Source organism: Parundibacterium terreum (assembly GCF_014636315.1).
In the GTDB taxonomy this organism is placed as follows: domain Bacteria; phylum Pseudomonadota; class Gammaproteobacteria; order Burkholderiales; family Burkholderiaceae_D; genus Undibacterium; species Undibacterium terreum.
This window is the reverse complement of the sequence record NZ_BMED01000001.1, coordinates 439,321-460,791: the sequence shown is the minus strand read 5'-3', so window position 1 is coordinate 460,791 and position 21,471 is coordinate 439,321. Positions and strand designations below refer to the sequence as shown.

Annotated in this window: 23 protein-coding genes; 11 read left to right on the top strand and 12 right to left on the bottom strand. The window is 54.9% G+C overall.

The window, feature by feature from the left end:
* Positions 1–28: 28 nt before the first annotated feature.
* Both IEW12_RS02120 and IEW12_RS02115 read right to left on the bottom strand, forming a co-directional pair.
* Entirely contained in the window at positions 29–2,422 is a 2,394-nt protein-coding gene (locus IEW12_RS02120) for a TonB-dependent receptor domain-containing protein (RefSeq protein ID WP_229750862.1), read from the bottom strand.
* Between the two features lie 294 nt (positions 2,423–2,716).
* Positions 2,717–3,073: a hypothetical protein gene (locus tag IEW12_RS02115; RefSeq protein WP_188564334.1), complete on the bottom strand. Its 357-nt coding sequence runs from the start codon at positions 3,071–3,073 to the stop codon at positions 2,717–2,719.
* A 484-nt stretch (positions 3,074–3,557) separates the two neighbouring features.
* On the opposite strand from IEW12_RS02115, the gene IEW12_RS02110 reads away from it, so the two are divergent.
* The gene (locus IEW12_RS02110; RefSeq protein WP_188564333.1) at positions 3,558–4,004 is read left to right on the top strand and encodes a DUF2844 domain-containing protein; all 447 of its coding nucleotides are present in this window, start codon (positions 3,558–3,560) and stop codon (positions 4,002–4,004) included.
* A gap of 67 nt (positions 4,005–4,071) precedes the next feature.
* A complete protein-coding gene (locus IEW12_RS02105; protein WP_188564332.1) occupies positions 4,072–5,349 on the top strand; it encodes a DUF3443 domain-containing protein in 1,278 nt (425 codons plus the stop codon).
* Between the two features lie 25 nt (positions 5,350–5,374).
* Here the strand turns inward: IEW12_RS02105 and IEW12_RS02100 are convergent, their stop codons facing one another.
* Entirely contained in the window at positions 5,375–5,986 is a 612-nt protein-coding gene (locus IEW12_RS02100; RefSeq protein WP_229750861.1) for a TetR/AcrR family transcriptional regulator, read from the bottom strand.
* Positions 5,987–6,051: 65 nt separating this feature from the next.
* Between IEW12_RS02100 and IEW12_RS02095 the strand changes: the two genes are divergently transcribed.
* Positions 6,052–6,651 (top strand): hydrolase, encoded by a 600-nt coding sequence (locus IEW12_RS02095; protein ID WP_188564330.1) that lies wholly within the window; start codon positions 6,052–6,054, stop codon positions 6,649–6,651.
* A 12-nt stretch (positions 6,652–6,663) separates the two neighbouring features.
* On the top strand, positions 6,664–7,116 hold the full coding sequence (locus IEW12_RS02090; RefSeq protein ID WP_188564329.1) for a GNAT family N-acetyltransferase: 453 nt from the start codon (positions 6,664–6,666) through the stop codon (positions 7,114–7,116).
* Between the two features lie 15 nt (positions 7,117–7,131).
* Here the strand turns inward: IEW12_RS02090 and IEW12_RS02085 are convergent, their stop codons facing one another.
* Positions 7,132–7,755 (bottom strand): class I SAM-dependent rRNA methyltransferase, encoded by a 624-nt coding sequence (locus tag IEW12_RS02085; protein ID WP_188564328.1) that lies wholly within the window; start codon positions 7,753–7,755, stop codon positions 7,132–7,134.
* 266 nt (positions 7,756–8,021) lie between these two features.
* Between IEW12_RS02085 and IEW12_RS02080 the strand changes: the two genes are divergently transcribed.
* From IEW12_RS02080 to IEW12_RS02070, 3 genes are all read left to right on the top strand, one after another.
* Positions 8,022–8,414 (top strand): hypothetical protein, encoded by a 393-nt coding sequence (locus IEW12_RS02080; RefSeq protein WP_188564327.1) that lies wholly within the window; start codon positions 8,022–8,024, stop codon positions 8,412–8,414.
* Positions 8,415–8,433: 19 nt separating this feature from the next.
* The gene (locus IEW12_RS02075) at positions 8,434–8,646 is read left to right on the top strand and encodes a hypothetical protein (RefSeq protein ID WP_188564326.1); all 213 of its coding nucleotides are present in this window, start codon (positions 8,434–8,436) and stop codon (positions 8,644–8,646) included.
* A 127-nt stretch (positions 8,647–8,773) separates the two neighbouring features.
* Positions 8,774–9,373 carry a hypothetical protein gene (locus IEW12_RS02070; protein ID WP_229750860.1) on the top strand — a complete coding sequence of 200 codons (600 nt, stop codon included), beginning with the start codon at positions 8,774–8,776 and terminating at the stop codon, positions 9,371–9,373.
* Positions 9,374–9,489: 116 nt separating this feature from the next.
* Here IEW12_RS02070 and IEW12_RS02065 read toward each other — a convergent pair whose 3' ends face one another.
* Entirely contained in the window at positions 9,490–10,164 is a 675-nt protein-coding gene (locus tag IEW12_RS02065) for a DsbA family oxidoreductase (protein WP_188564325.1), read from the bottom strand.
* 196 nt (positions 10,165–10,360) lie between these two features.
* Here IEW12_RS02065 and IEW12_RS02060 point away from each other — a divergent pair, with 196 nt between their 5' ends.
* On the top strand, positions 10,361–11,131 hold the full coding sequence (locus tag IEW12_RS02060; protein ID WP_188564324.1) for a tetratricopeptide repeat protein: 771 nt from the start codon (positions 10,361–10,363) through the stop codon (positions 11,129–11,131).
* A 50-nt stretch (positions 11,132–11,181) separates the two neighbouring features.
* Here the strand turns inward: IEW12_RS02060 and dacB are convergent, their stop codons facing one another.
* Entirely contained in the window at positions 11,182–12,624 is a 1,443-nt protein-coding gene (gene dacB, locus IEW12_RS02055; protein ID WP_188564323.1) for a D-alanyl-D-alanine carboxypeptidase/D-alanyl-D-alanine endopeptidase, read from the bottom strand.
* A 260-nt stretch (positions 12,625–12,884) separates the two neighbouring features.
* Here dacB and IEW12_RS02050 point away from each other — a divergent pair, with 260 nt between their 5' ends.
* Positions 12,885–13,151 carry a hypothetical protein gene (locus tag IEW12_RS02050; protein WP_229750859.1) on the top strand — a complete coding sequence of 89 codons (267 nt, stop codon included), beginning with the start codon at positions 12,885–12,887 and terminating at the stop codon, positions 13,149–13,151.
* 100 nt (positions 13,152–13,251) lie between these two features.
* Here the strand turns inward: IEW12_RS02050 and IEW12_RS02045 are convergent, their stop codons facing one another.
* The gene (locus IEW12_RS02045) at positions 13,252–13,797 is read right to left on the bottom strand and encodes a carboxymuconolactone decarboxylase family protein (RefSeq protein WP_188564322.1); all 546 of its coding nucleotides are present in this window, start codon (positions 13,795–13,797) and stop codon (positions 13,252–13,254) included.
* A gap of 178 nt (positions 13,798–13,975) precedes the next feature.
* Here IEW12_RS02045 and IEW12_RS02040 point away from each other — a divergent pair, with 178 nt between their 5' ends.
* Positions 13,976–14,881, top strand: coding sequence for a LysR family transcriptional regulator (locus IEW12_RS02040; protein ID WP_188564321.1), 906 nt, complete (start codon positions 13,976–13,978; stop codon positions 14,879–14,881).
* A gap of 12 nt (positions 14,882–14,893) precedes the next feature.
* Here the strand turns inward: IEW12_RS02040 and IEW12_RS02035 are convergent, their stop codons facing one another.
* From IEW12_RS02035 to IEW12_RS02020, 4 genes are all read right to left on the bottom strand, one after another.
* Positions 14,894–16,177: a cytochrome-c peroxidase gene (locus IEW12_RS02035; RefSeq protein ID WP_229750858.1), complete on the bottom strand. Its 1,284-nt coding sequence runs from the start codon at positions 16,175–16,177 to the stop codon at positions 14,894–14,896.
* A gap of 32 nt (positions 16,178–16,209) precedes the next feature.
* Positions 16,210–17,676, bottom strand: a complete 1,467-nt coding sequence (locus IEW12_RS02030) for a metallophosphoesterase (RefSeq protein ID WP_188564320.1) — start codon at positions 17,674–17,676, stop codon at positions 16,210–16,212.
* A gap of 187 nt (positions 17,677–17,863) precedes the next feature.
* A complete protein-coding gene (locus tag IEW12_RS02025; RefSeq protein ID WP_188564319.1) occupies positions 17,864–18,358 on the bottom strand; it encodes a pyridoxamine 5'-phosphate oxidase family protein in 495 nt (164 codons plus the stop codon).
* A gap of 87 nt (positions 18,359–18,445) precedes the next feature.
* Entirely contained in the window at positions 18,446–19,585 is a 1,140-nt protein-coding gene (locus IEW12_RS02020) for a hypothetical protein (RefSeq protein WP_188564318.1), read from the bottom strand.
* A 998-nt stretch (positions 19,586–20,583) separates the two neighbouring features.
* On the opposite strand from IEW12_RS02020, the gene IEW12_RS02015 reads away from it, so the two are divergent.
* Positions 20,584–20,994 carry a hypothetical protein gene (locus IEW12_RS02015; protein WP_188564317.1) on the top strand — a complete coding sequence of 137 codons (411 nt, stop codon included), beginning with the start codon at positions 20,584–20,586 and terminating at the stop codon, positions 20,992–20,994.
* 80 nt (positions 20,995–21,074) lie between these two features.
* On the opposite strand, the gene IEW12_RS02010 is transcribed toward IEW12_RS02015, so the two are convergent.
* Complete coding sequence (locus tag IEW12_RS02010) at positions 21,075–21,464, bottom strand: nuclear transport factor 2 family protein (protein WP_188564316.1); 390 nt, start codon at positions 21,462–21,464, stop codon at positions 21,075–21,077.
* Positions 21,465–21,471 lie beyond the last annotated feature (7 nt).

Genomic DNA, 21,471 nt, shown 5'->3' with positions numbered 1-21,471 from the left:
CCAGGAGAGCATCTAAAACAGGTATCGCTTAGAAGCTGGTGGACATGCCCACATACAGGGTACGCCGCGCGCCATATTGCGGAGCGCCTACGCCGACACCGGAACCGTCACGCAGCAGGTAGGACTTGTCGAACAGATTGACCAGCGAAATACGTCCTTCCACATCGCCGACTGCCGTTTTTTTCCAGTTATGCGTAAATGCCGCATTGACTGTTGTGTAAGCTGCCAAAGAAGCAGAGTTAGGCGCGCCGCCATCCGGTGTTTTACGCAAACCGCTGCCGTACAGGAAATCTGCACTGACTTGTGAATCGCCAAAATGGTAGTGCGCGCCGCCGGACACGGAATAGGTCTGGTCGTGGTCCACGTAGATATAGTGGTTGGAGATATACGCCAGTTCGTCCGGATCAAACAGTGATTGGCCGGAAATGATATTTTTGGCCTGTGCTTTTTGCAGAGTTACATTCAGGAAGCCGCCCCAGCTCTTGTCGTTGTACACCGCCGACAATTCCAGACCCTTGGCATAGCCCTTGTCGTAGTTAAATGGCGACAAAATCAATGCCTGGCCGAACTGGCCTTCATCCAGCATATTACGGATTTTCTTGTAATAGGCATCCGCAGTCAGTGTCAATCTGTCGTTGACCTTGTGGCTGAGGCCGACGTCAAAATAATGCGTGCGTTCCGATTTCACATTGTCGGAATTCGGTATTGCCGGCGCATTGGTGGTGTTTGCATACAGGTTGATGCTTTTCTGTGAAGCCAGTTCCTGCGGTGGCGGAGTGAAGTAGCGCGAATAGCCGGCATGCAATGCCGTGGAGTCGCTCAGCTTGTAGGCCAGGTTCAGGCGCGGGCTCCACTGCTGCTCATTCACATAGGCGGAAACATGGTCAAATCGCACACCGTAGTTCAGGGTCAGCGGCGTAGAGATATGCCATTCATCCTGCGCATACAGGCTGTACTGGCTGCCGGTCTTGCTGGAATTGTCGGCAATCCTGAAAGGATCAGTCGAGCTTTGCGTGCCATCGTCGCCGGTAGGGAATACGCCCACTGTATTGTCGCTATGCGTCACTTGGCGCGTATAGGCAAGGCCGGTGCGCATTGTATGCGAAGGATTCAGCTTATAGCTGACATCAGCCTGCACGCCATTGGATGAGTTGGAGCGCAGCGTATCCGACGCGACGCCGTTGTAGACCAGATCACCTGTTGCATCCGGCGTGAAGTGCAGTTCTGAGTATTGGTGAAAAGCGGACAACTGGTAGTTCAGGTCGCCCAGGTTTTTCTGGAAGGACAGCACCAGGAAACGGTTCACTTCACGCTGGTTTTCATTCAATTGCGATGATGGCAGGCTGCTGGTACCTGCATCTGCATCACTGACGCCTGTCAGCGAGAAAGCCGGCGATTGTCCGGGATTATTCGGAATCTGGAATTTGCCGTTATACGTACCGAACATCATGCCCAGGCGGGTATTGTCATCAACAAAATAAGACAGATTGCCGAAGGTCTTGGTCTGTTTTGTATCGTCATGAATGGCGCTGCGGCCCGGAGTCGGGTTTTCTATACCCAAAGAATTGGATAGGAAGCTGCCGGATAAATAGTAGTTGAAAGCACCCTTGGTGCCGAAAAATTCGGCGCTGGGGTTGTAGTAGTTGTTGCTGCCGGCCAGGATGCCGATGCGGCCTCCCGGAGTAGTATGGCCTTCCTTGGTCTGGATATCCACGATGCCGGCTGTACGCAGGCCGAACTGTGCCGGCAGCGCGCCGGTCACGAAGTCGGTTTCGTCGATCTGGCGGGTATCGATGGACTGGCCGAAGCCGGTGATGCTTTCTGGCAGTTGCACGCCATTGATGCGGTACTGCACGTTGGCGTGGTCATCGCGCACATGCAGGCCGCCGGAAGCCTTGGAGTCCTGTGCCACGCCCGGCAGGCGCAATAAGACTTCATTGAAAGGCGTGCTGTCGCCCTGGCCCAGCATGTCAACCATATGCTTGTCTATCGAATATACGGTTGTGCCGATTTTTGGAGATAGCTCTACGCGGGCGCTTTTCAGATGGGCTGCAGTCACTTCAACCGTGGCAACCGCATCAACGACCAATGCCAACTTGGCATCTGTCGCTGCAATATCTACCTCCTTGCGGCTGGCGGCGCTATTGCCGGTCTTTGCCTCGACAATGTAATGTCCGCTGGCGATATTGGCGAATATTGCCCGGCCATTGCCGTCGGTCTGCGTCTGCGCTACCTCTGTTCCGGTGGCGGACAACAGCCTGACCTGGGTATTGGCCAAGGGCTGGCCCTGGTTGTTATGGACTTCACTTTGCAGTGTTGCCGCATAGGCGGCGGAGCCGAAGCTGGATACGGAGGTAATAAAGAGGCCGGCCAGTATCAGTGGCAGCTTGCGTAATTGGGGAGTGCGTTGCGGACCTTGCATAGTAAACCTTTAAAGCTTTGTATAGAGTCTTAGTCCATGCTGCTGCAAATATGCGGAGCACGGGCTTGCCAGTAGTTTTTCAACCAGATGTGTAAAGCGCCTGGAGTGTGATCCGGCGCGTAATCAGATGCCAGGCCAGATGCCAGGCTTGCCACGTTCTTGCGCTTGAGTAAAGCGAAACAACGGGACAAGGAAATGGCGTATCAACAGAGCTTGGCGAACAGCATCGGCCATCGGCTTGCCAGGCTGGCAGCGGGACGACCGGATTCTTTCATTTTCTCTATTACGGGCGGATCAGCAGGCGGAAGGAGGGCCGCAGCTAGGCGGGAAAAGCAGGGGAGTAGGATAGCTGACGCTGACTGCCTCGATGGAGGGCAGGCGGTAGGCCAGGAAAATAACAGTCTGTGCCAATTGCAGCGCGGGCTCGGCGCCCGTCAGCTTGTGTGCAACGGCGGTACATAAGGAGCAACCCTGGTCTTCCAGCGACGTCGCGTGGTGATGCGTTACCGCGGTAGATACCATCAGCACAAAGCTGATCGCGGTGATGACGGCAATCCATGCGCGCCATCCGCTGCCTAGGCGGGCGTGCAGCAACTGCCACATCTCTGGAGTGCTTGCCGGCCTGGGCTTGATGGATGGATATGTCTGCATGGATGGATATATCTGCGACGCGCTGTGTTTGGTGCTAACTTGTATATTAGTAGGAGTGCCGAATTAAAAGCAAAAACTGGATGCTGCTGTAGCACTTGCCGCGATCATAACAAAGATTGATAGCCCCCGTACATAGCTTTCTTTGAATTGGCCTGGGCGATCAGATAAAGCTGTTTATGTAAATGCAAGTAAAACGGCGTAAAGCTCATGGACAGGTTTGTGAGCAACTGGTTCAATTTTTTGTTGAAATTTAAATGGTGAACCGGGTAATGAGCTTGTCAGGATAATCAGGTATGTTGATAGAATGGACAGAGGGAGCACATAAAAATATGCGCGGATAACCAAGGATGCTGACAAGCTGACCATGGCGGTTACCAACAGTTACAGACAGTTGCTGCAGCAAACTTTACATTGTTGCCAGGTGCTTCATTTGGATTTACTTCAGCTTATTTCGACTTATTCAGGGACTCATTAAGGGATTTTTATGCGCTTTATTATTCCACTGCTCGTGTTATCTGCGTATTGTTCTGCCGCCAGCGCCGCTTTGGGTGGTGCACCTACTGATTTTGGCGCAAAAGATAGCGGCCGCCAGGTGCGTTCGCTGGCCGCGAGCAAAAATGGAAGCAGTTATAACGTGACCGAAAGCACCTTATCTTCCGGTACGGTCGTAAAAGAATATGCAGCGGCCGGAGTAGTGTTTGCGGTTAGCTGGAAGGGGCCCAGCATGCCTGATTTGCAAACCTTGCTGGGCAAACATGGCGAGACCCTGAATGCGCAGGCGGCCAGGAAGCCCAAGGCCGGCAACTCCCAGGTATCCGTCAATCAGGCTGATGTGGTCATCCATTCCGGCGGACATATGCGTGCCTATACGGGTAGCGCCTATCTGCCGTCGGAGCTGCCGGCCGGCTTTACCGCGGACGACATTCAATAACAGACCTGACGATGCATTGTTACATGCATTCTATAAACGCAGTCCACAATAACAGGGGCGAATACCCATGAGATTTTTTGCCGGCTTGCAAAGCCAATTAAAACATACGCGCGTCACGGCAGTGTCCGTTGCCAAGCGCGCACGCGGCCTGGTGCTGCTGTCGTCACTGGTGCTGGCCGCCTGCGGAGGCGGCGGTGGCTCAAGTGCTCCGACTACGCCCACAACACCGACCACTCCGGTCGTCAACAACACGGTGGCGATGATTGTTGATAGCGGCCCCGCTGGAGCCAGCGGCGTGATCAACCAGCCCTATGTCAGCGTGACTATCTGCCAGCCAGGAACGACCACTTGCCAAACCATAGATCATATCCTGGTCGATACCGGTTCATATGGTTTGCGTATTATCTCTCCCGGTATATTGAATGCTTCCTTGAGCCTGCCTGCACTGCAAACAAGCTCAGGTGTTGCTGTCGGCGAGTGCGTGCAGTTCACCAGTGGCTACACCTGGGGTTCGGTCAAATTGGCCGACGTTAAAATGGCTGGCGAGGTCGCGTCCGGCATACCAATCAATATCGTAGGCGATCCTGCTGCGGCATTTGCAAACACGCCGGCTGCTTGCAGATCCAGCGCAAACAGCAACTTGGGCACGGTGGCAAACCTTGGCGCGAACGGAATTTTGGGGATAGGGGTTTTCAAGGAGGATTGTCCCGCATGCGCGACATCAGCCGTGACTGCACATTACTACGCATGTGACGGCAACAACTGTAATAGCATCAGCTTGCCGATTGCCCAGCAGGTATCCAATCCGGTGGCTGCATTTCCGCAAGATAATAATGGCGTCATTCTCGTCTTGCCGTCGGTTGCCGCAGGAGGCTTGAATTCGGTGACCGGTTCCTTGATATTCGGGATAGGTACCCAGACGAATAACGCCTTTGCTTCCGAAACGGTGTTTGCTACCAACTCATCAGGAAATTTCAAGACCACATACAAAGGAAAAACCTTGACCGAGTCTTACCTGGACAGCGGTTCCAATGGATATTACTTCAATGATTCGGCTATTACTCCTTGCTCGCTTTCCGGTGGCTTTTATTGCCCTGCAAGCCCTTTGGGCTTGAGCGCAGTCAATATCTCCGGCGACGCGCAGGGCTCTACAACGGGAACCATCAATTTCTTTATCGAGAGTGTCGACAGCCTTCCGGCGCCGATTACAGCGGCGCATATCGCCGGCACCGCAGGTAATAATACATTCGACTGGGGATTGCCATTCTTCTTTGGCCGCCGGGTTTTTGTCGCCTTGGAAAACGCCAGCACGCCCAAGGGCAAGGGGCCTTACTGGGCCTATTGATTTATCGTGGCATTGAGGCCCGGCCCTACGGGGCCAGCTTCAATGTCAGATAGGCGGTGACGACGGTTTTGAATTCCTGCACCAGCAGTATTCTGTCTTTGGCGCTGCTTTGTGCATACAGGGGATTCAGGCCCTTGACCAGTTGCAGTGTGACATTGGCGATCAGGTAAGCCTGTGCTACATCAAGGGCAGGCTGTTTTTGCTGGAAGATGCGCGCAAAATGTTCACGCAGGCGCATCCTGGCGTCGGCGCTGCGCTGGTAGTTCAATGGCGCGCTGAGCAGTGGAATATAGGCCGGCCTGGCGATCATGAATGCAGTCATCAGGTCAAACAGGCGATGCACCAGTTCTTCCAGCGTCAGTTGCGCTGCGACTTTCTCCAGGGCGGCCCAGCCTTGCGCCATTTCCTCTCCGTATTGCTCGCGCAGCGCGCGGGCGACTTCTTCTTTGTTGCGAAAATACTGGTACAGCGCGCCTATGGATGATCCGGCGCGTTCCGCAATGGCGGTCATGGTGGCGGCTTCGTAGCCGGTTTCGGCAATCAGTTCTGCCGCTGCATCCAGCATGCCGGCCAGGCGGTCTTCGCTGCGTGCCTGGCGCGGCGTGCGGCGCTTCAATAATTGAGTATCTGAGGACATCCTCACATTATACGGTATAATAATGTGAGGATGTCCTCATGTTGCAAAAATGAAAAGGAGTGAAAATGACTATCTCGAATGATACTGTTGCCAACCTGGCCCTGGAACCGGCAAGCACCGCACTGGTACTGATAGATTTGCAGCACGGCATTGTTGGTCGCGCATTGGCGCCGCATGCCGGACCTGACATAGTGCAACGCTGTGCGCGCCTGGCCGACGCATTTCGTGAAAAAGGTGCCACGATTGTGTATGTGAGGGTGCTGGTGGACCAGATACTCAGATTGCGTGCAGATACGCCAACCACGCGCCCCGCCGATGCGCCGCCTTTACCGGCCAATGCCTGCGAGCTGGTGCCTGACGCTGATGTCAGGGATGGCGACGTGCTGATCACGAAGAAGCAATGGGGCGCGTTCTACGGCACCGACCTGGAACAGCAACTGCGTCGCCGCGGCATCCATACCATCGTGATGGCAGGTATTGCGACCAACTTCGGCGTTGAGTCCACGGCGAGGCAGGCCTTCGACCAAGGCTTTGAACTGGTGTTTGCCGAAGACGCAATGAGCAGCATGTCGGAAGAGCTGCATCAATTCAGCGTGCAGCACATCTTTCCGAAAATGGGCCGGGTACGCAATTTGGAGCAACTGCTGCAATCGTTGGGCCAATAAAGCGGAGGCTGCATGGAATTCAGGAAAGCGCGCGCAGCCGACCTCGGCAGCCTGGTGGCTCTATTGGCAGACGATAAGCTGGGTGCGCTGCGCGAAGATCCTTCGCTGCCTTTGAGCCAGGCCTACCTCAGTGCTTTTGCGGCGATAGACAGCGATCCGAACAATGAGCTGGTCGTCGTAGAAGACGGAGGCAGGTTATTGGGCATGATGCAGTTGACCTTCATTCCCTATCTGACGCATCAGGGAAGCTGGCGATGTCTGATCGAGGGTGTTCGTATTCACGGCAGCTATCGCGGGCAGGGCCTAGGCCGGCAATTCTTTGAATGGGCGATACAGCGTGCAAGGGACAGGAAATGCCGGCTGCTCCAACTGACGTCGGACAAGCAGCGCCCGGATGCATTGCGTTTTTATGAAAGCCTGGGTTTTCAGGCCACGCATGAGGGGTTCAAGCTGCCCCTGGTCTAGGCGCGCGTCTGCCAACTAAGCGAGCTTGCGCTTTTTTCCCGTCTTCAAATCTACCGAAAAACGCTGGCCTTTTTCGGTGACGAAGCTTTCGTCAGGAGGTTCGTCACCGGCCAGCGCGCCTGATACCACAGGCAGGCCTTCGCCCTTGCGCATCAATTCGTCAGCTTGTTCATACACATTGGAGCAGCCGGTTTCCGCGATCAGGCTTTTTGCGATCGCCACTTTCCAGGCATCGACACCCGCCGCATTGAACTGGCATATCAGGTAGCCTTGCTTGCCGCCATGCCAGTCCACCAGCAGGCCAGGCAATCCGTTTGCTTCGCCGGTGATCAGGTGCAGAGTATCCTGCGTCGCACCGGCATGCGCGCTGACCGCTGCTTTGATCCGGCGCTTGATCAGCGCATGGTCTACTGCTTCGCTCTGATCGAAGCTCCACACGCGGGCACGTATCTGCGATTTGGGGCTATAGGCGGCGCGCGCCAGGAACTGGCCGGAAGAGGACTGCACCAGCGCTGTTGCGCCCGGCTTGTTGCGCTCTTCATGCTTGCCATCCACCCGTTCTACCGCAGAGGCATAGATCCATGGTTGCTTGTCCAGCAGGCTCTTTTCCTTGCCTTGTTTGATAGTGATGATGAGCATGGCGATATCCTGTAGAACGTGTTTATGCAGAGCATGGGGAGGGCGGATTATAGGGCTTCCGGCCTGTCTGCGGTGAAATACTGTAGCCGGCTTATTTTACCCCTGGCATCCATTAGTAACTGAAATACTCATTCCAGCGGCTTGCGGATCTGACAAGCCAACTGCGGCAGGAGCAAACATTGATTGCGCACAATTAAGCAGAGTTATACGATACGATGAGCAGGCTTCATGTTAGGCAAATTCAAATTAAATCAAAAGAGACAGACATGAATGAAAAAGCGATCAAGATCATCCTCTATGTTACCGGCGTGGTGACTATGCTGCCGGGCCTGCAGTTTGTTGCACCTGAATTGTTTCTGCGGGCATCCGGCATGCAGCTTGGCGATGTAACCGGGATATTTTTTGCGCGGCACTGGGGCCTGATCGTATTTTGCCTGGGCGCCTTGCTGTTTGCCGCGGCCACGCGCAAGGAGCTGCGGCGCCCGGTGATGTTTGCCGCTGTAGTGGAGAAGCTGGGCCTGGTGCTGATGGTCGCAATGAACTGGAGCGAGCCGGCGCTGAAAGGCCTGCATCTGGCCTCGGTTTTCGATACTGTGTGTATCATCCTGTATACGGCCTACCTGTTACGCAGGCCGGCTGACCAATTAATCCATCCGTGACTCATTTCTGGAGTAGACCATGCGTTTTTTGTTTCCTTTGTTAGTGGCTGGCCTATTGTGCGCATGCGGTAAAAGCGATGACAAGCCGCCTCCGAACATCATGGAGGGCCAGCTAAAGGGGCTGCAGAAAGCGAAGCAGGTAGAAAAAGATGTGCAAAAAGCAGCAGATGCGCAGCGGCAGGCGATCGAGAAAGAGACGGACAAGGACACCGCCAGCAAACCGGCAGAGTAGGGGGCAGGTTGAGCCTTTGTCAAAACATGTCAATTTGTAATGCTTTGTAAATCAAGTCTCTTTCCGCTGCGGATTCCCGTTTAATAGGATGAGTTTATTTTTTTCACCTATTTTGATGAAACCAGCAATGATGATCCAAACGCAAGAGCAGTGCCGTCGCCGCTTATTCTTATCTGCCGCACTGGCTGCCGGCATGGTGCTGGCCGGCTGCGCAGCGCCGCAGCGCTCGCAGCATATAGACAGGGTAAAGACGGTGAGCATGCCGCCACCGCCGGCACCTATAGTCGAGACGATACCGCCGGCGCCTTATGTGGACTCTTACTGGATTGCAGGCCACTGGATCTGGGACAAGGATGAGTACGTTTGGACCAACGGGCATTGGGAGCAGTCGCGTCCGGACATGGTCTATCAGCAAGCCTACTGGAGCAGTGAACATGGGGGGTGGGTATTCCACCAGGGGCGCTGGGTGCAAATCATTGCCGAACCGCGTGCCATCAGCACAGTGATCACGGTTGCACCGCCAGCACCGAGAGTCGAGGTCGTCACCGTTGCTCCAGGTCCCAATCATGTGTGGATAGGCGGCTACTGGCGCTGGTCCGGCGGACAGCATAGCTGGGTTGCCGGTCATTGGGAGCCTCGCCGCCCTGGTTATTTCTGGGTGCCCGGACACTGGCTGCGCGCGGGTAGTAGCTGGCGCTTTTCCGGCGGATACTGGCAGCGGTATTAATGCTAGTTAAGGCATTAGCGCGTGAGTTGATGCTGGCGCCAATTGAATAGCTGATTAGTTTCAAGGGCGGCCCTCTACACAAGAGGGCCGTTTTCGTTCGGCCAGTTCAGGGTCGCTTAATGCGTGGTCTGCTCGGCCGCGATTTGGCGCAAAGCGCGCTCAAATACTTCTGCAGGCTGGCCGCCCTGGATCAGGTGCTTGTCGTTGATGATGATGGCAGGCACTGAATGGATGCCGCTATTCAGGTAAAACTGTTCCTGCAGGCGAACTTCCTGCGCATATTCATCCGAAGACAATATCTGTTGCGCGCGTGCCTTATCCAGGCCTGTCTGTTCCGCCAGCGCCAGCAGCACTTCGTGCGAGCTGGGGTCCTGGCCCAGCGTGAAATAGGCTTCGAACAATGCCTTTTTCAATGCATGCTGCTTGCCTTCCTGCTCGGCCCAATGCAATAGCCGATGGGCATCGAAGGTATTGTAGATGCGGCCGCGTTTTTCCATATTGAAGGTAAAGCCGACGGCTTCGCCGCGCGCGCGTATTGCCTCGCGGTTGCGCTCGGTTTGTTCTGTGCTGGCACCGTATTTTTCCGCCAGATGTTCGGTAATATCCTGGCCTTCATCGCCCATATTCGGGTTCAGCTCAAACGGCTGGAAATGCAGTTCGGTTTTTACCTGGCCCCCGATATTGTCCAACGCCTGCTCCAGCGACTTCAGGCCTATGATGCACCAGGGGCAGGATACATCGGACACGAAATCAATTTTTAACGATGCTGCTTGCTTAGTTGAGGTATTCATATGTTGGTTGCCTAGGTTGAGAGCATGGGCCTATTGCCCTGTGAATGCTCCGTGAAAGTTTGCATTCCGTATATAGGAGCGATGCTGGTTTTTTCAACATGCCGGATAAGCCGATTTATTCAGTTTAGTACCTGTATGAAGATTGTCTATGGTATAAAGGCGCGGCAAAAACCTATGAAGGATACTCCTGATTGCCATGAATAAAACCCTTTTCCGGTCAGTGTTATCGGCCTTGGCGCTTGTCGTATTTTTGGCACTGTCAGTTACTGCAGCCTGGCTGATGCAAGGGCAGTCGCCAATGCCGTCGGCAGGTGAAATCTCAGCCTTGCAAATGCAGGCCCGGACAGACACCGGGGCAGAACTTCAGTTGAAACGGGCAGCGGCAGCCGGCATGCCGGAGGCGCAACTGGCGCTGGGGCGTATGCTGCTGTTGCGTGGAGGAAGCGGGGAGCTGAGCCAGGCACTGGCCTGGCTCAATAGCGCAGCCGCCCGGCCCGGAGATGTCTCTGCCGCTGCGCGGACCGAGCTGGGGAAATTGTATTTTCGCGGCGCGGCCGGCATGCCGCGCGATTACCAGAAGGCCCTGGCCTTGCTGGATGCGGCGGCGCAGCAAGATAGCGCGGTGGCCGCCTATTATCTGGGCCTGATCTACAGGAACGGGCTGGCCGGGCCAGCGGATAAAGCGGCAGCAGCAAGCTGGATGCTGAAGTCGGCAGGACAGCATATCCCCGCTGCGATGTTCATTGTTGCGAATATGTATCTGGCCGGAGAAGGGCTGCCGCAAAATGACGGCGAAGCCAGAAAATGGCTGGAGAAGGCTGCGGAAATGGAGCACCCGGAGGCGCTGCAACTGATGGCGATCGGCTTGCATGAGGGGACTATGGGTTTCCCGCGCGACGAAAAGCTGGCGCAGCAGCAAATGCAGGAGGCCGCGCATGCATTAACGCATCGTGCAATCGACCCCTGATTTCCTGGTCCCACCCCTTAGCCGGTTACGGCTGCCAGCGCTGGACTCCACTACGGCTTTTCAGGGGCCTGGATTTGCCTGGCAGCGGTTTGTTGCGCCAGCTTGCTGGCACCCTCCGCGCTGCCGTTTGCCACCCACACCAGCAACTCATCCAGCACGATGCGTGCTTTGGAAACGTCGTCGTTATTGATCATGGCAACTACGATCCAGTTTTCATCATAGCTGTCGCGCACATAGCCGGCGACGGCCACCGTATTCCTTAAAGTGCCTGTCTTGATCCTGGCGCGTCCTTCCGCTGCCGTGCCTTTCAGGCGTTTGCGCATGGTGCCGTCCACTGCCACGATGGGCATGCTGCTGGCAAATTCTGCAAACCAGTTGCTGTGTTCGGCAACCCTCAGCAAGGCGGCCATTTGAGCCGGGCTGATGCGTTCCAGCCGCGACAGGCCCGAGCCATTTTCCAGCACGATGCCATTGGTGTCGATGCCGTGCCGGTTAAACCAGCCTATGATCCTGTCATTGGCTGCCTGTAAGCTGTTTTGGCCACTGCCCAGCCCCAGCCTGGCCTGCTCGGCACCCAGCGTCAAATACAGCAGGCGCGCCATTGCGTTATCTGAACGCTTGTTGACGATGCGTATGGTATCGGCCAGCGTTTCCGACTGCCGTTCCACCAGGATTTTGGCGCCTGCCGGTGTCACGCCGTCGCGCACATTGCCGCTCCAGGTGCCGCCGATTTCCTTCCACAGGGCTTGTATGGTGCGTTCTATATACAGATTGCGTTCCAGGGTATTGAGCTCGGTCGCTACTTTGCAATTGCGTGGAAAACTGCCGCTCAGGATCAGGTTGATGGACTTGTTGCGAGTCACTTCAACTTCCGGCGGCTTCCAGCCGGCTTCCCAGGTGGCGCAGTTGCGGTCGTGCAGGGACAAGTGGTTTTCCACGCTGACCCTGTTCATCGGCGGCGACGTGCGAACGGTGATCTTGTCGGAGGAAGAGTCAAGGCTGAAGTTGATCAGGTTGCTGTGTACCAGCAGGGCGTCGGGGATGACGTTGTAATACGCATCCGGCGTTTCATCAAAGGGCTGCACATTCACGTCCAGACGGGTGGGCTGGAAGAAACTGCGGTCCAGCACGATGTCGCCGCTGATCTTCTTGATGCCTTGCGCCTGCAGGCTACGCAGCATCAGTTCCAGCTTGTCCCAGCTCAGGTTGGGATCGCCACCGCCTCGCAGGTATAGCGTGCCGCGCAGGGTCTCATTCTTGACAGCTCCATCACTCAGCATCGCTGTTTTCCAGCGATAGGTTGGGCCCAGTTCATCCAGCGAGATCATGGTAGTCACCAGTTTCATCGTTGATGCCGGGCTCATTGCCCTGTCGGCAAGAATGGACAGCGTAGGAGCGCCGGAGGCCGCGGCAACTGGTGCAACCCATACGCTGAGCGACTGGGCTGGAAGATTGGCTTTGACCAGCGCTTCGCTGACATTGGTGGGAAGCATGCTTTGCGCGTGCAAGGCCGGGGCAAAACAAAGGAAAAATACTGAACTGAATAGCTTGCGCATGGAATAAACCGGAAGGCCGGCATGGTAAAAGTGGTGAGCGGTCGAGGCTTTCGTTCTATAGTGTAATCCAGGGTGTGCCGCTGCGGATTATTTGCTTGTGGTAAAGGAATGATTTTTTATGGGCAGCACATAATTTCCGGTTATGCCTTCACAATTGGTGCGACTGAATCCGCGTCAGAACCTGCTTCGGAGTAGATATGCACACTGTGATCGTGCTGTTCATTAGCTTTGTCGTGCTGGGCGCCTGCCATATTGCCGCCCGAAAAATGACTGCCAGCAGTGCTGCCGCGAACAGGCTGGCGACGATCATCTTTCTCCCACTCTGGCTGCTGGGTGCGGGGATCAATATGTGGATGGGGGTGAGCGGGGCCGGTTACAGCGTCGAGGAAGAGTTGCCGATGTTTGGGCTGGTATTTGGTCTGCCGGCGGCGATTGCCTTGTTTATCCGGTGGAAATTGTCCTGAGCGCGCTGGCAGATCAGGCTATAGAAAAAAGCCGGCAGGCCGCAATTGCTTGCGGCCTGCCATGCCATGCCTTGCCGGGTTGATGGTATTTATCTAGAGTTCATTTGGTCAAAGGCAGCGCGACAGGGAAATCGACTTCCGTTTGTGCCACTTCATTGACATAATTGGTTAGCGTGTTGAGTGCAACGTGCAGCACGATTTCCAGTATTTCTGCATTGCCATAACCTGCCGCCCTGACAGCTTGCAGATCCGCTTCACTTGCATGGCCGCGCGCTTTGGCGACACTGACTGCAAAGCGCACCGCGGCATTAGCCTTGGCGTCGTTTGAACTTCCCTGACGATTGGCGTTGATTTCTGCCGCATCCAGTTTTGCCAGGTTGCCGCCCAGGTAGGTATGCGCTGCCAGGCAATAGCCACAGGCATTGTATTCGGCAATGGCCAGTGCGATGCGCTCGCCGGTTTTGGCGCCGATTGCTCCTTTCCCTAGCGCGCCACTCAGACTAAGGTAGCCTTCCAGTGCCGCTGGACTGTTGCCCAGCAGCTTCATCATATTTGGGACTACACCCAGTTGTTTATGGACTGCAGCGAGCAAGGGTTGTGATGCGGCTGGGGTTTGTTCTGCTGCTGGAATGCTGATGCGGTTCATGGTGATTTCCTTTTGTAAAAATGACGGATTGCGGGACTCGCATGCTCGCGTGACCTTGTTTTGTTTAGCTTGCATCGCGAATGGAGTCTCTTTATATAATTCCTGTAGAATTAAGAATATTCAAAATATCTAATTCATTATTTCTTTAAGTGGAATTATAAAAACCAACGGAGCCCGTATGGACAGATTTCATTTGATGAGTGTTTTTGTTGCGGTGGCGGAGGAGGAGAGCTTTGCTGGCGCGGCGCGCAGGCTGTCAATGTCGCCTCCGGCAGTGACCCGGGCAGTATCCATGCTGGAAGAGCGACTGGGCGTAAAGCTGCTGAACCGCACCACGCGTTATGTACGCGTGACCGACTCAGGAATACGCTATCTGGAAAGCGCCCGCCGCATCATCTCCGAAGCGGATGAGGCAGATGATGCGGTAGCCGGCGTCAACGCCGAACCACGCGGCCACCTGGCAATCACGGCGCCGGTGCTGTTCGGCCGCATGTTCGTCACACCCAGCATTGTGAATTACCTGCGCGCTTATCCCGACATGGCAGTATCTGCGGTGTTTCTCGACAGGCTGGTCAATTTGCTGGAAGAGGGCATGGATATCGGGGTTCGTATAGGCGAATTGCCTGATTCATCGATGCGGGCGATCGCTGTCGGGCACGTCCGTCGGGTAGTCTGCGCTTCGCCCGCCTATCTGGCAGCCAGCGGCAGACCTGATACGCCGCAGGACTTGGCCGAGCACACTATTACGGTGGCGGCGCCTGTGTCGCCGACCATAGAGTGGCGTTTTGGCGATGCTAAAGCCGCCGGCGGCACTACGGTGAAGGTCAAGCCGCGCCTGACCGTGACCAATAACGACGCGGCGATCGAGGCGGCCCTGAAAGGTTTCGGCCTTACCCGCCTGTTGTCTTATCAGATTGCGCCTTACCTGGCTTCCGGGCAACTGGTTACGGTGCTGGACGACTATGAACCTGCTCGCCTGCCCATCCATATACTGCATAGGGAAGGGCGGCAGGCGCCAGCCAAGGTGCGCAGTTTTGTGGACCTGCTTGCGGACACCTTGCGCGCGGACCCCGCCTTGCGCTAGCAGGAAATCCGGTTATTTTCTGCTTGCTGTCTTGTCCGCCGCCTTGTTCACGTAGGGGGCATCTGTCAGCGCCTTCAGGAAGCTGACGATGTAGTCGATTTCTTCTTCCGTGAGTGCCGGCTTGCTGCCTTCTGGCCTGTTATACGGAACGGAATTGATATTGATGTTGCCCTGGTAGCGTGCCGGCACGTCGTCGAATTTTACGCCGGATTTATACCAGTCCTCAGGACTGGTTGCCCTGGTCGCATAAAAGCCGACCACATCGCGCAACGAAGTAAAGACGCCATTGTGCATATAGTTTTCGCGCACCGCGACATTGCGCAGACTGGGCGTCTTGAAGTAGGCGCACCATTGTTCGGGGTCATTCCATTTCAGCTTGAACGCGGTTTCGCATAAACCCTTGTCGTAGTGAGCCTTATTGCGGTTGGCTGGGATCTTGCTATTGCGCGGCACGGCGATTGCATCATAGCTAAAGTCGGTAAACAGCGAGCGGGCGGGGTTGTTGGAAGTCTCGTTGAGCTTGTGGCAGGACGCGCAGTTGCCCTTGTCGGTATCCTTGAACAGCTTCAAGCCTTTCAGTTCTGCTGCACCCAGGCTTTTCTTGCCGCGGATGTGATCGTCGTAAGGTGAGCTGAACGGGCTGAGTTCTTCACTGCGCAGGAAAGCCTCCAGCGCCAAGCCTGCTGCGGATGCCGCTTTTTCAGGATGCCTGAAGATGTCTTTGCCAAAGCTGGAGCGCATTTCCACGCCGTGGGATTGCTCCAGTTTCTTGGCAATCTGAAGCGCGTTTTTATTGTTCATTTCCATGGGATTCAACAGCGGACCCATAGCCTGTTCCGCCAGCGTGTCTGCCCTGCCATCAGCGAAAAAACCGCCGAAGGGAGTCGGCAGCAGAGCATCGTCATCCTGATAGAAGAAACGCGACGGCGTATAGCGTAGATATAGTAGTGACGGGGTATTACGGGTGCCCATGCTGCCGGGTTTGCTACCCAGCGCCACTCCCAGACCGGAACCATGATTGCCGGAGAAGGCTTTTTCCGGCACATGGCAGGCCGCGCAACTGGTGCCGCGCGGTTCAGACAGGCTTTGGTCAAAGAAGAGCTTGCGGCCCAGCACCGCAAGTGCGGGGTCTACCTTGGGCACGATCAAGGGATCAGGCATCGCCGTCAGCAAGGGCGGCACCTTGCCGGCAGGGCTGTTGGCGGTTCCGGGAGCTGCTGCCAGCAGCAAGGCCAGGCCGCTGGCCAAAAGCAGTACGGCGGCCCATGGCCGCCGGAAGTAAGGCTGTGTAATCACAAATTAATCACAAATTTCACAAATTGATAGGCTTAGTTCGGGAGCAGGTAGCCTGTTTTATCGCAGTTAACCTTGCTGCCGTTTTGCTGGCAAGTGGTCATCAGTTTGCCGGCGCGGGTATAAGCCTTGTAAGCCCAGCTACCGTTGCCTTGCCTGTCCATGACCATGAAGCCGAAGGCGCTGGTGTGCGTGATCTTGTCTATCAGCGTGCCTGGGGCTGGGATGGCGCTGGCTGGCAACGGGTCAGGCAGGTTCACGTCCAGGTTGTCGCCGCCATTGCCGGATACAAAAGTAGCAGGGTGGTTGGACGCGAAATTGATCGCCTGGAAATCATGCACATGGCCGTGCAGCGCTGTCTTTACTCCGGCTGGGTAGTAGGCCGTAGGCGTCACGGATTGCATCACCGATTGCAGGGCCAGGTTGCCCGGTGCCGGCGTGCTGCCTGCGATCGGTGCGAAGGCCAGCACAGGATGGTGATTGGTGAAGATGCTGTTAACATTGGCCTTGGCTGCCAGTTGCGTGACGGCCTGGAATTGCACCTGGTATTTCTGGAACTGCAGGTCGGTGGTCGCCAGTGCAGTTTTGCCTGCCTTGGCTGAATCAAACACGATGACTTGCGTATCGCTGCCTATCGCCACAGCATACGGATCAGTGTAGTTACCCAGGTCGTCATTGGCCGGATCGTCGCAACTGCGTTTGCTGTCATAGGCTTGCGTATCCAGGAAGCGGAACCAGCCCTGGCCGGCGCGCGCGCATTCTTCATGGTTGCCGCGCACCATGATCCATGGCGCGGCTGCCAGCAATGGTGCTGCAGGCTTGAACAGGTCGGCTTCCCATGCATCCCAGCCATAACCCCAAGGGCTGCCCTGGCAGCCAGCGATGTCTGACGGGCAGGCATTTTCACGGTAATGGTAATCGCCTATGTGCAGTACCAGGTCAGGCTTCATTGCAGATGCAGCAGCCGCAATGCTTGCCAGCGGCCAGGCATCGCCATCGGTACATGCCTGCCATGCATTGTCCGCCTTTTTCAGGCGGCATCCTGTATCCGCCAGGATGACAACGCGCTGTGGATTGGATTTTGGTATAGGCAGGTTGCGTGAACCTATCACGGCCTCGGTCGTGGTGGACGGCAACCGGAACTCGCAGGAGGTGACGGGGAATGCCGATGGCTTGGAGTCCGCCGCTGCGCTGGCAGTTGGGCGCAGGGCGATAGTGCCGGCGGCGCTGCGCAGTGTCATCGGGGTACGTATGCCATTGACCAGCATCGCAGGGCAGGCTGCATCAGCAGTGATCGCGCGCGCGACGGCCTGGTTGTTGGCACCTAATTCTACCCAGGCGGACTTCAGTCCGGCATCCACGGCAGACGCTTCATAGCTTTCCGCGCCGCCGCAGCCATAGGCCAGCAGGCCGGCGATCAGCAGTGAGCCTGCTGTAACAGAGCGAGGCATGGCACGGCGGATAGGGCCGACAGAAGGACGCAGGGATATCGATGTTTTCATTTGTATTGGCGATGGTTAAAAATGGCTAAACAAACGGCTCCTACAATGCCGAGATTTGCCAAATTGTAATCAGCGCTTGTTACATGCTTGTTACATCGTCGTTACAAATGAGGTATCGATGCTGCGGATTGAGATGAGGATATCGCTTGTCATGAGCCTGGCCATCACAAGCGATGTTGTTGCAAAATCAGCGGCTTATCTTGCCGTGCTCGCCGAGATCATTCGGTTGTTCCCCCAGGATGGCCGCTGTGATGACAGCAAATAATTGCCGCATCTTGCCGCTGTCCGCATCCCAGTATTCCGCGGCGTGGACATGCACCTTGATCAGTGCAATCTGCGGATCTTCTTTACCCTTGGGGAACCAAGCGGCGACCAGCGGATTCCATAATTGCTCGATTTTCTGGCGATCGCCGGAAACCGATGCATGTCCCGAAACGGAAATATACAAGCTCTTGCCCGGATCGGAAAAACTGACGTTGACGTGCGTATTGCGTGCGAGCTGTTGGGCAACCGTAGAATGGTCAGATGTAAAAAACCACAGATAGCCGTCCTCATCCAGCTGTTGATTAGTCATGGGGCGGCTGAATAGAAAGCCTTCAGTATTCATCGTCGTCAGCATGCCGACCTTGACCTGATCTGTCTTTTCTTTCAACTTGCGGTAGTTTTCATTGCTGAATGTCATGTTATGCCCCTTCGTCTCTATTGAATTTGAAGGGTAGGGGAGATGCTGTTCAGGCTCTGTTCGTTGGCCAACAGAGCCCGGTGCTTTTTATTTGACGAGAGCGTCGCGCGGAAACAGGTCGGGGCGGCTGGTGGAGGTATCCAGGATGGGGCTGAAGCTAGGCGCAGATTCCGGTTTTTGCTTGCAGTTGCTGACACTGGACAAGGAGCCGGACAGTGGAATCTTGTAGCCGATCTGGAAGCCGGTATCTGCCACGCCATCATCGCGGGTACGGCTGATGCTGAAGTTCCAGTTGTTTCTTTCTATGCCCAGGTTCATACGGTCATAGTTGTCGCTGCTGCGATAGCGGCCCTGTAATTGCGTGCAGTTATCGATGTTATGCGAATACTTGAAACGGCTGGACATCAGGTATTCCCTGTCCCTGATTTCGTCGCCCACATAATAGTTGAGGCGGCCACGCTCTCTCCGCCATTCCACGCGGCTATCGGCGGTGGGGTGCAAGCCGAGGTTGAAGACCAGGCTGGCTTTTTTGCCCAGCGCAGGCGTGTCCAGGTACATGCTTTCGGTATCGCCCATATCCATGCCGCTGCTGACAGCGCTCGCGGTCTTGCCGGTGGATTTGCCGTTTGCCTCGACAACGTAAGTACTGATGCCGACGTCGGATACCAGGCTATCCTTGGACCAGTATTTCTTAACGTCCAGCAGATAGCTGTTCTGCAATAGCGCGTTATACCCGTTATTGGCCGACTCGGACACATAGTCGCTATTGGGCCTTAGCTGACCGCCGGAGACGGTGAAACGCAGGCTGGGGCGAGGCGCATATACGCCGTTGACCAGGACTTCGGAATACTCGCGCTGGTGCGTCACGCGGCCGCCGGCCGCGAGCTGGTCGGTCAGGCGTAAGCCATAGTCGAACATGAACATGGGATTGCTGCTCTTGTATTCGTCGATACTGGCGCGCCATTTTTGCTGCATGCTGTCGTAGTTCAGTGACAGGCTTTTTCCCTTCAGGTCTGTATGGCCAGGGGCAGAGACATCCTCGCCAGGCAATTCGGGCAAAGACTTGCTGATGTCAGGCGGGTTGGGGATGGGGGCTGCTGCATCCTCTGCCACAGCAGTTGCCGCCAAGGCTGAAAACGCACCGGTGCATGCCGCTGCTACTGAAAGGATATTCAGCAGGCGAAAAGGGTATGCAGCGATTTTTTTCAGATTGAAGCGGAGAGTCATCAAAAGCGGATTTTTTCAAACAGGGTTTGTAGCGGCGCTTATTATAAACTGAGATAAACAGCGATAAACCGCGACAGCCTTGCGTCTTTCAGCACCATGGCGAATAAGCGAAATGCGGTACCAGCTCGGGCTTGGATATGTTGCAGTGCAAATAGTTCAACAAGTTTGAGGTTTTTACAGACGAGGCGACGCCGGGTCGAATCAGCAAGCCTTCCAGCAATTCCAGGCCTGCACAGGCACCATGTGCTGCGGGTCTATCCCGCGATCTTGTATTGAATACCGTATTTCTACCATGTTGCGTCGCACAAAAAATCCATATAAGATGCAGTTGTCTCCTCCAAGCCTCCTAAGGGATTGGAATTAGCCCGCTACCGCAAGGTCAGCGGGTTTTTTTTCGCCTTTAGATCTTGTGCTTTGCGCTGCTCCGCTGCATATGCTTATGAGCTTGATGTCAGGCTGCTTTTCTGTGTGCCTATGCGGATGTGCGCTTTGGCCGCTATCAACGGTCGGCATACTGCCGGCGTCATCGGCGGGATAGGGCTAGAATAAGGCTGGGGCCAGAAAAATCGTATACATAATTAAATAAATTGAAGATACTGCCGTTACCTTTAAGCAAGCAATTGATCGCTTGGCAGGCCTTATCGAGAAGAGAATGCGACTATTTTTCGTAAATGCTTAGGAATTTGTGTTTAAAATGAAAGAATTAGCTTGTAATTATGCTTCTTATCGGTAACATTAATAATGGTTTATATGAGTAATATAGATATTTGCGAATAATACTGTTGGAAGCTTGCAATAAAAATAAATATAAATGAAAAAAGTGCAATCTTGTCCTATGATTGAATTAAGAAAATCAATGATAGCGATGATTGCGGATGCAGATAAAAACTTGCGAATGATTTTAACTATGAGCTTTCTCTTGACTCAGTCCTTGTATGCCCCGGATACCGGCAGCTTGAAATTTATTAGAAACTCTGGAAGGTGAAGGGAGAATCAATATGTTTGGCTTCCAATCTCAAAAATCGAACGTGGGGACCCTGCTATCAGAAGAGCGGGAGATACTGAACTGCGGACTTGATTCAGCTTTGCAATCAGGTGACGATAGCGCTGCTGCAATACAAAAGGTATTGGCACGCAGATACCCAGATCTGATCCGTGAAGAGCTCGATGTGTATAGCCGCATCTGCAAGTCTGCGGTGAAATTCGGGCATGATCTGGTGAACTCTGTTCCTGCGCAAGACAGATCAGCTCAAATACCGATCTGGCAGGTGGCAACCCTCGCCGAGTTTCCATGGTTGAGCGATGCATGTCTGGAACTGTTGCTGACCAGGGATGTGTATCATTCGGAGAATGACACTTTGCCTGACCTCACCGCCAACTCTATTCCTGGATACGGCCTGACTTTATAAAGGTGTTTCAGCCTTTAAATCAAACGCCCGCGGTTGCGGGCGTTTTGCTATCTAAATCGGGGCCTTTATTTTGGCTTTATTCAATCGTCATTCTGCTGATATCTGGCAGGCATGACCTGTTGAAAAACCAGTTTCCAGTTTTGCCCCGTCCGTTTCCAGATTGAGCATCGCAGTATATGGCCGACTTCGCCGGATACCGGATTGACGGATTTCAGTTGAAAGCTAAGCTGGGCCAGGCCGGGTATCAGCTCATTCAGCTTGAAATTTTCAGGGACTAATTCCAGTACTGGGCAAGCCGGGGAGCGGCGCAACAATTCCGCCTTGCGGGAGGTACGGCCGCAATGAGCGAATTCGATAAAAGCATCATCGACCAGCTTGTCCAGTGCGCAGGCATTTGCCTGTGTCTCAGCTTGCAGCAGGCAGTGTGCCTGAGCGGTGAGTATGTCAAAAAGTGAAAGCTGTTTATTCACGATACGT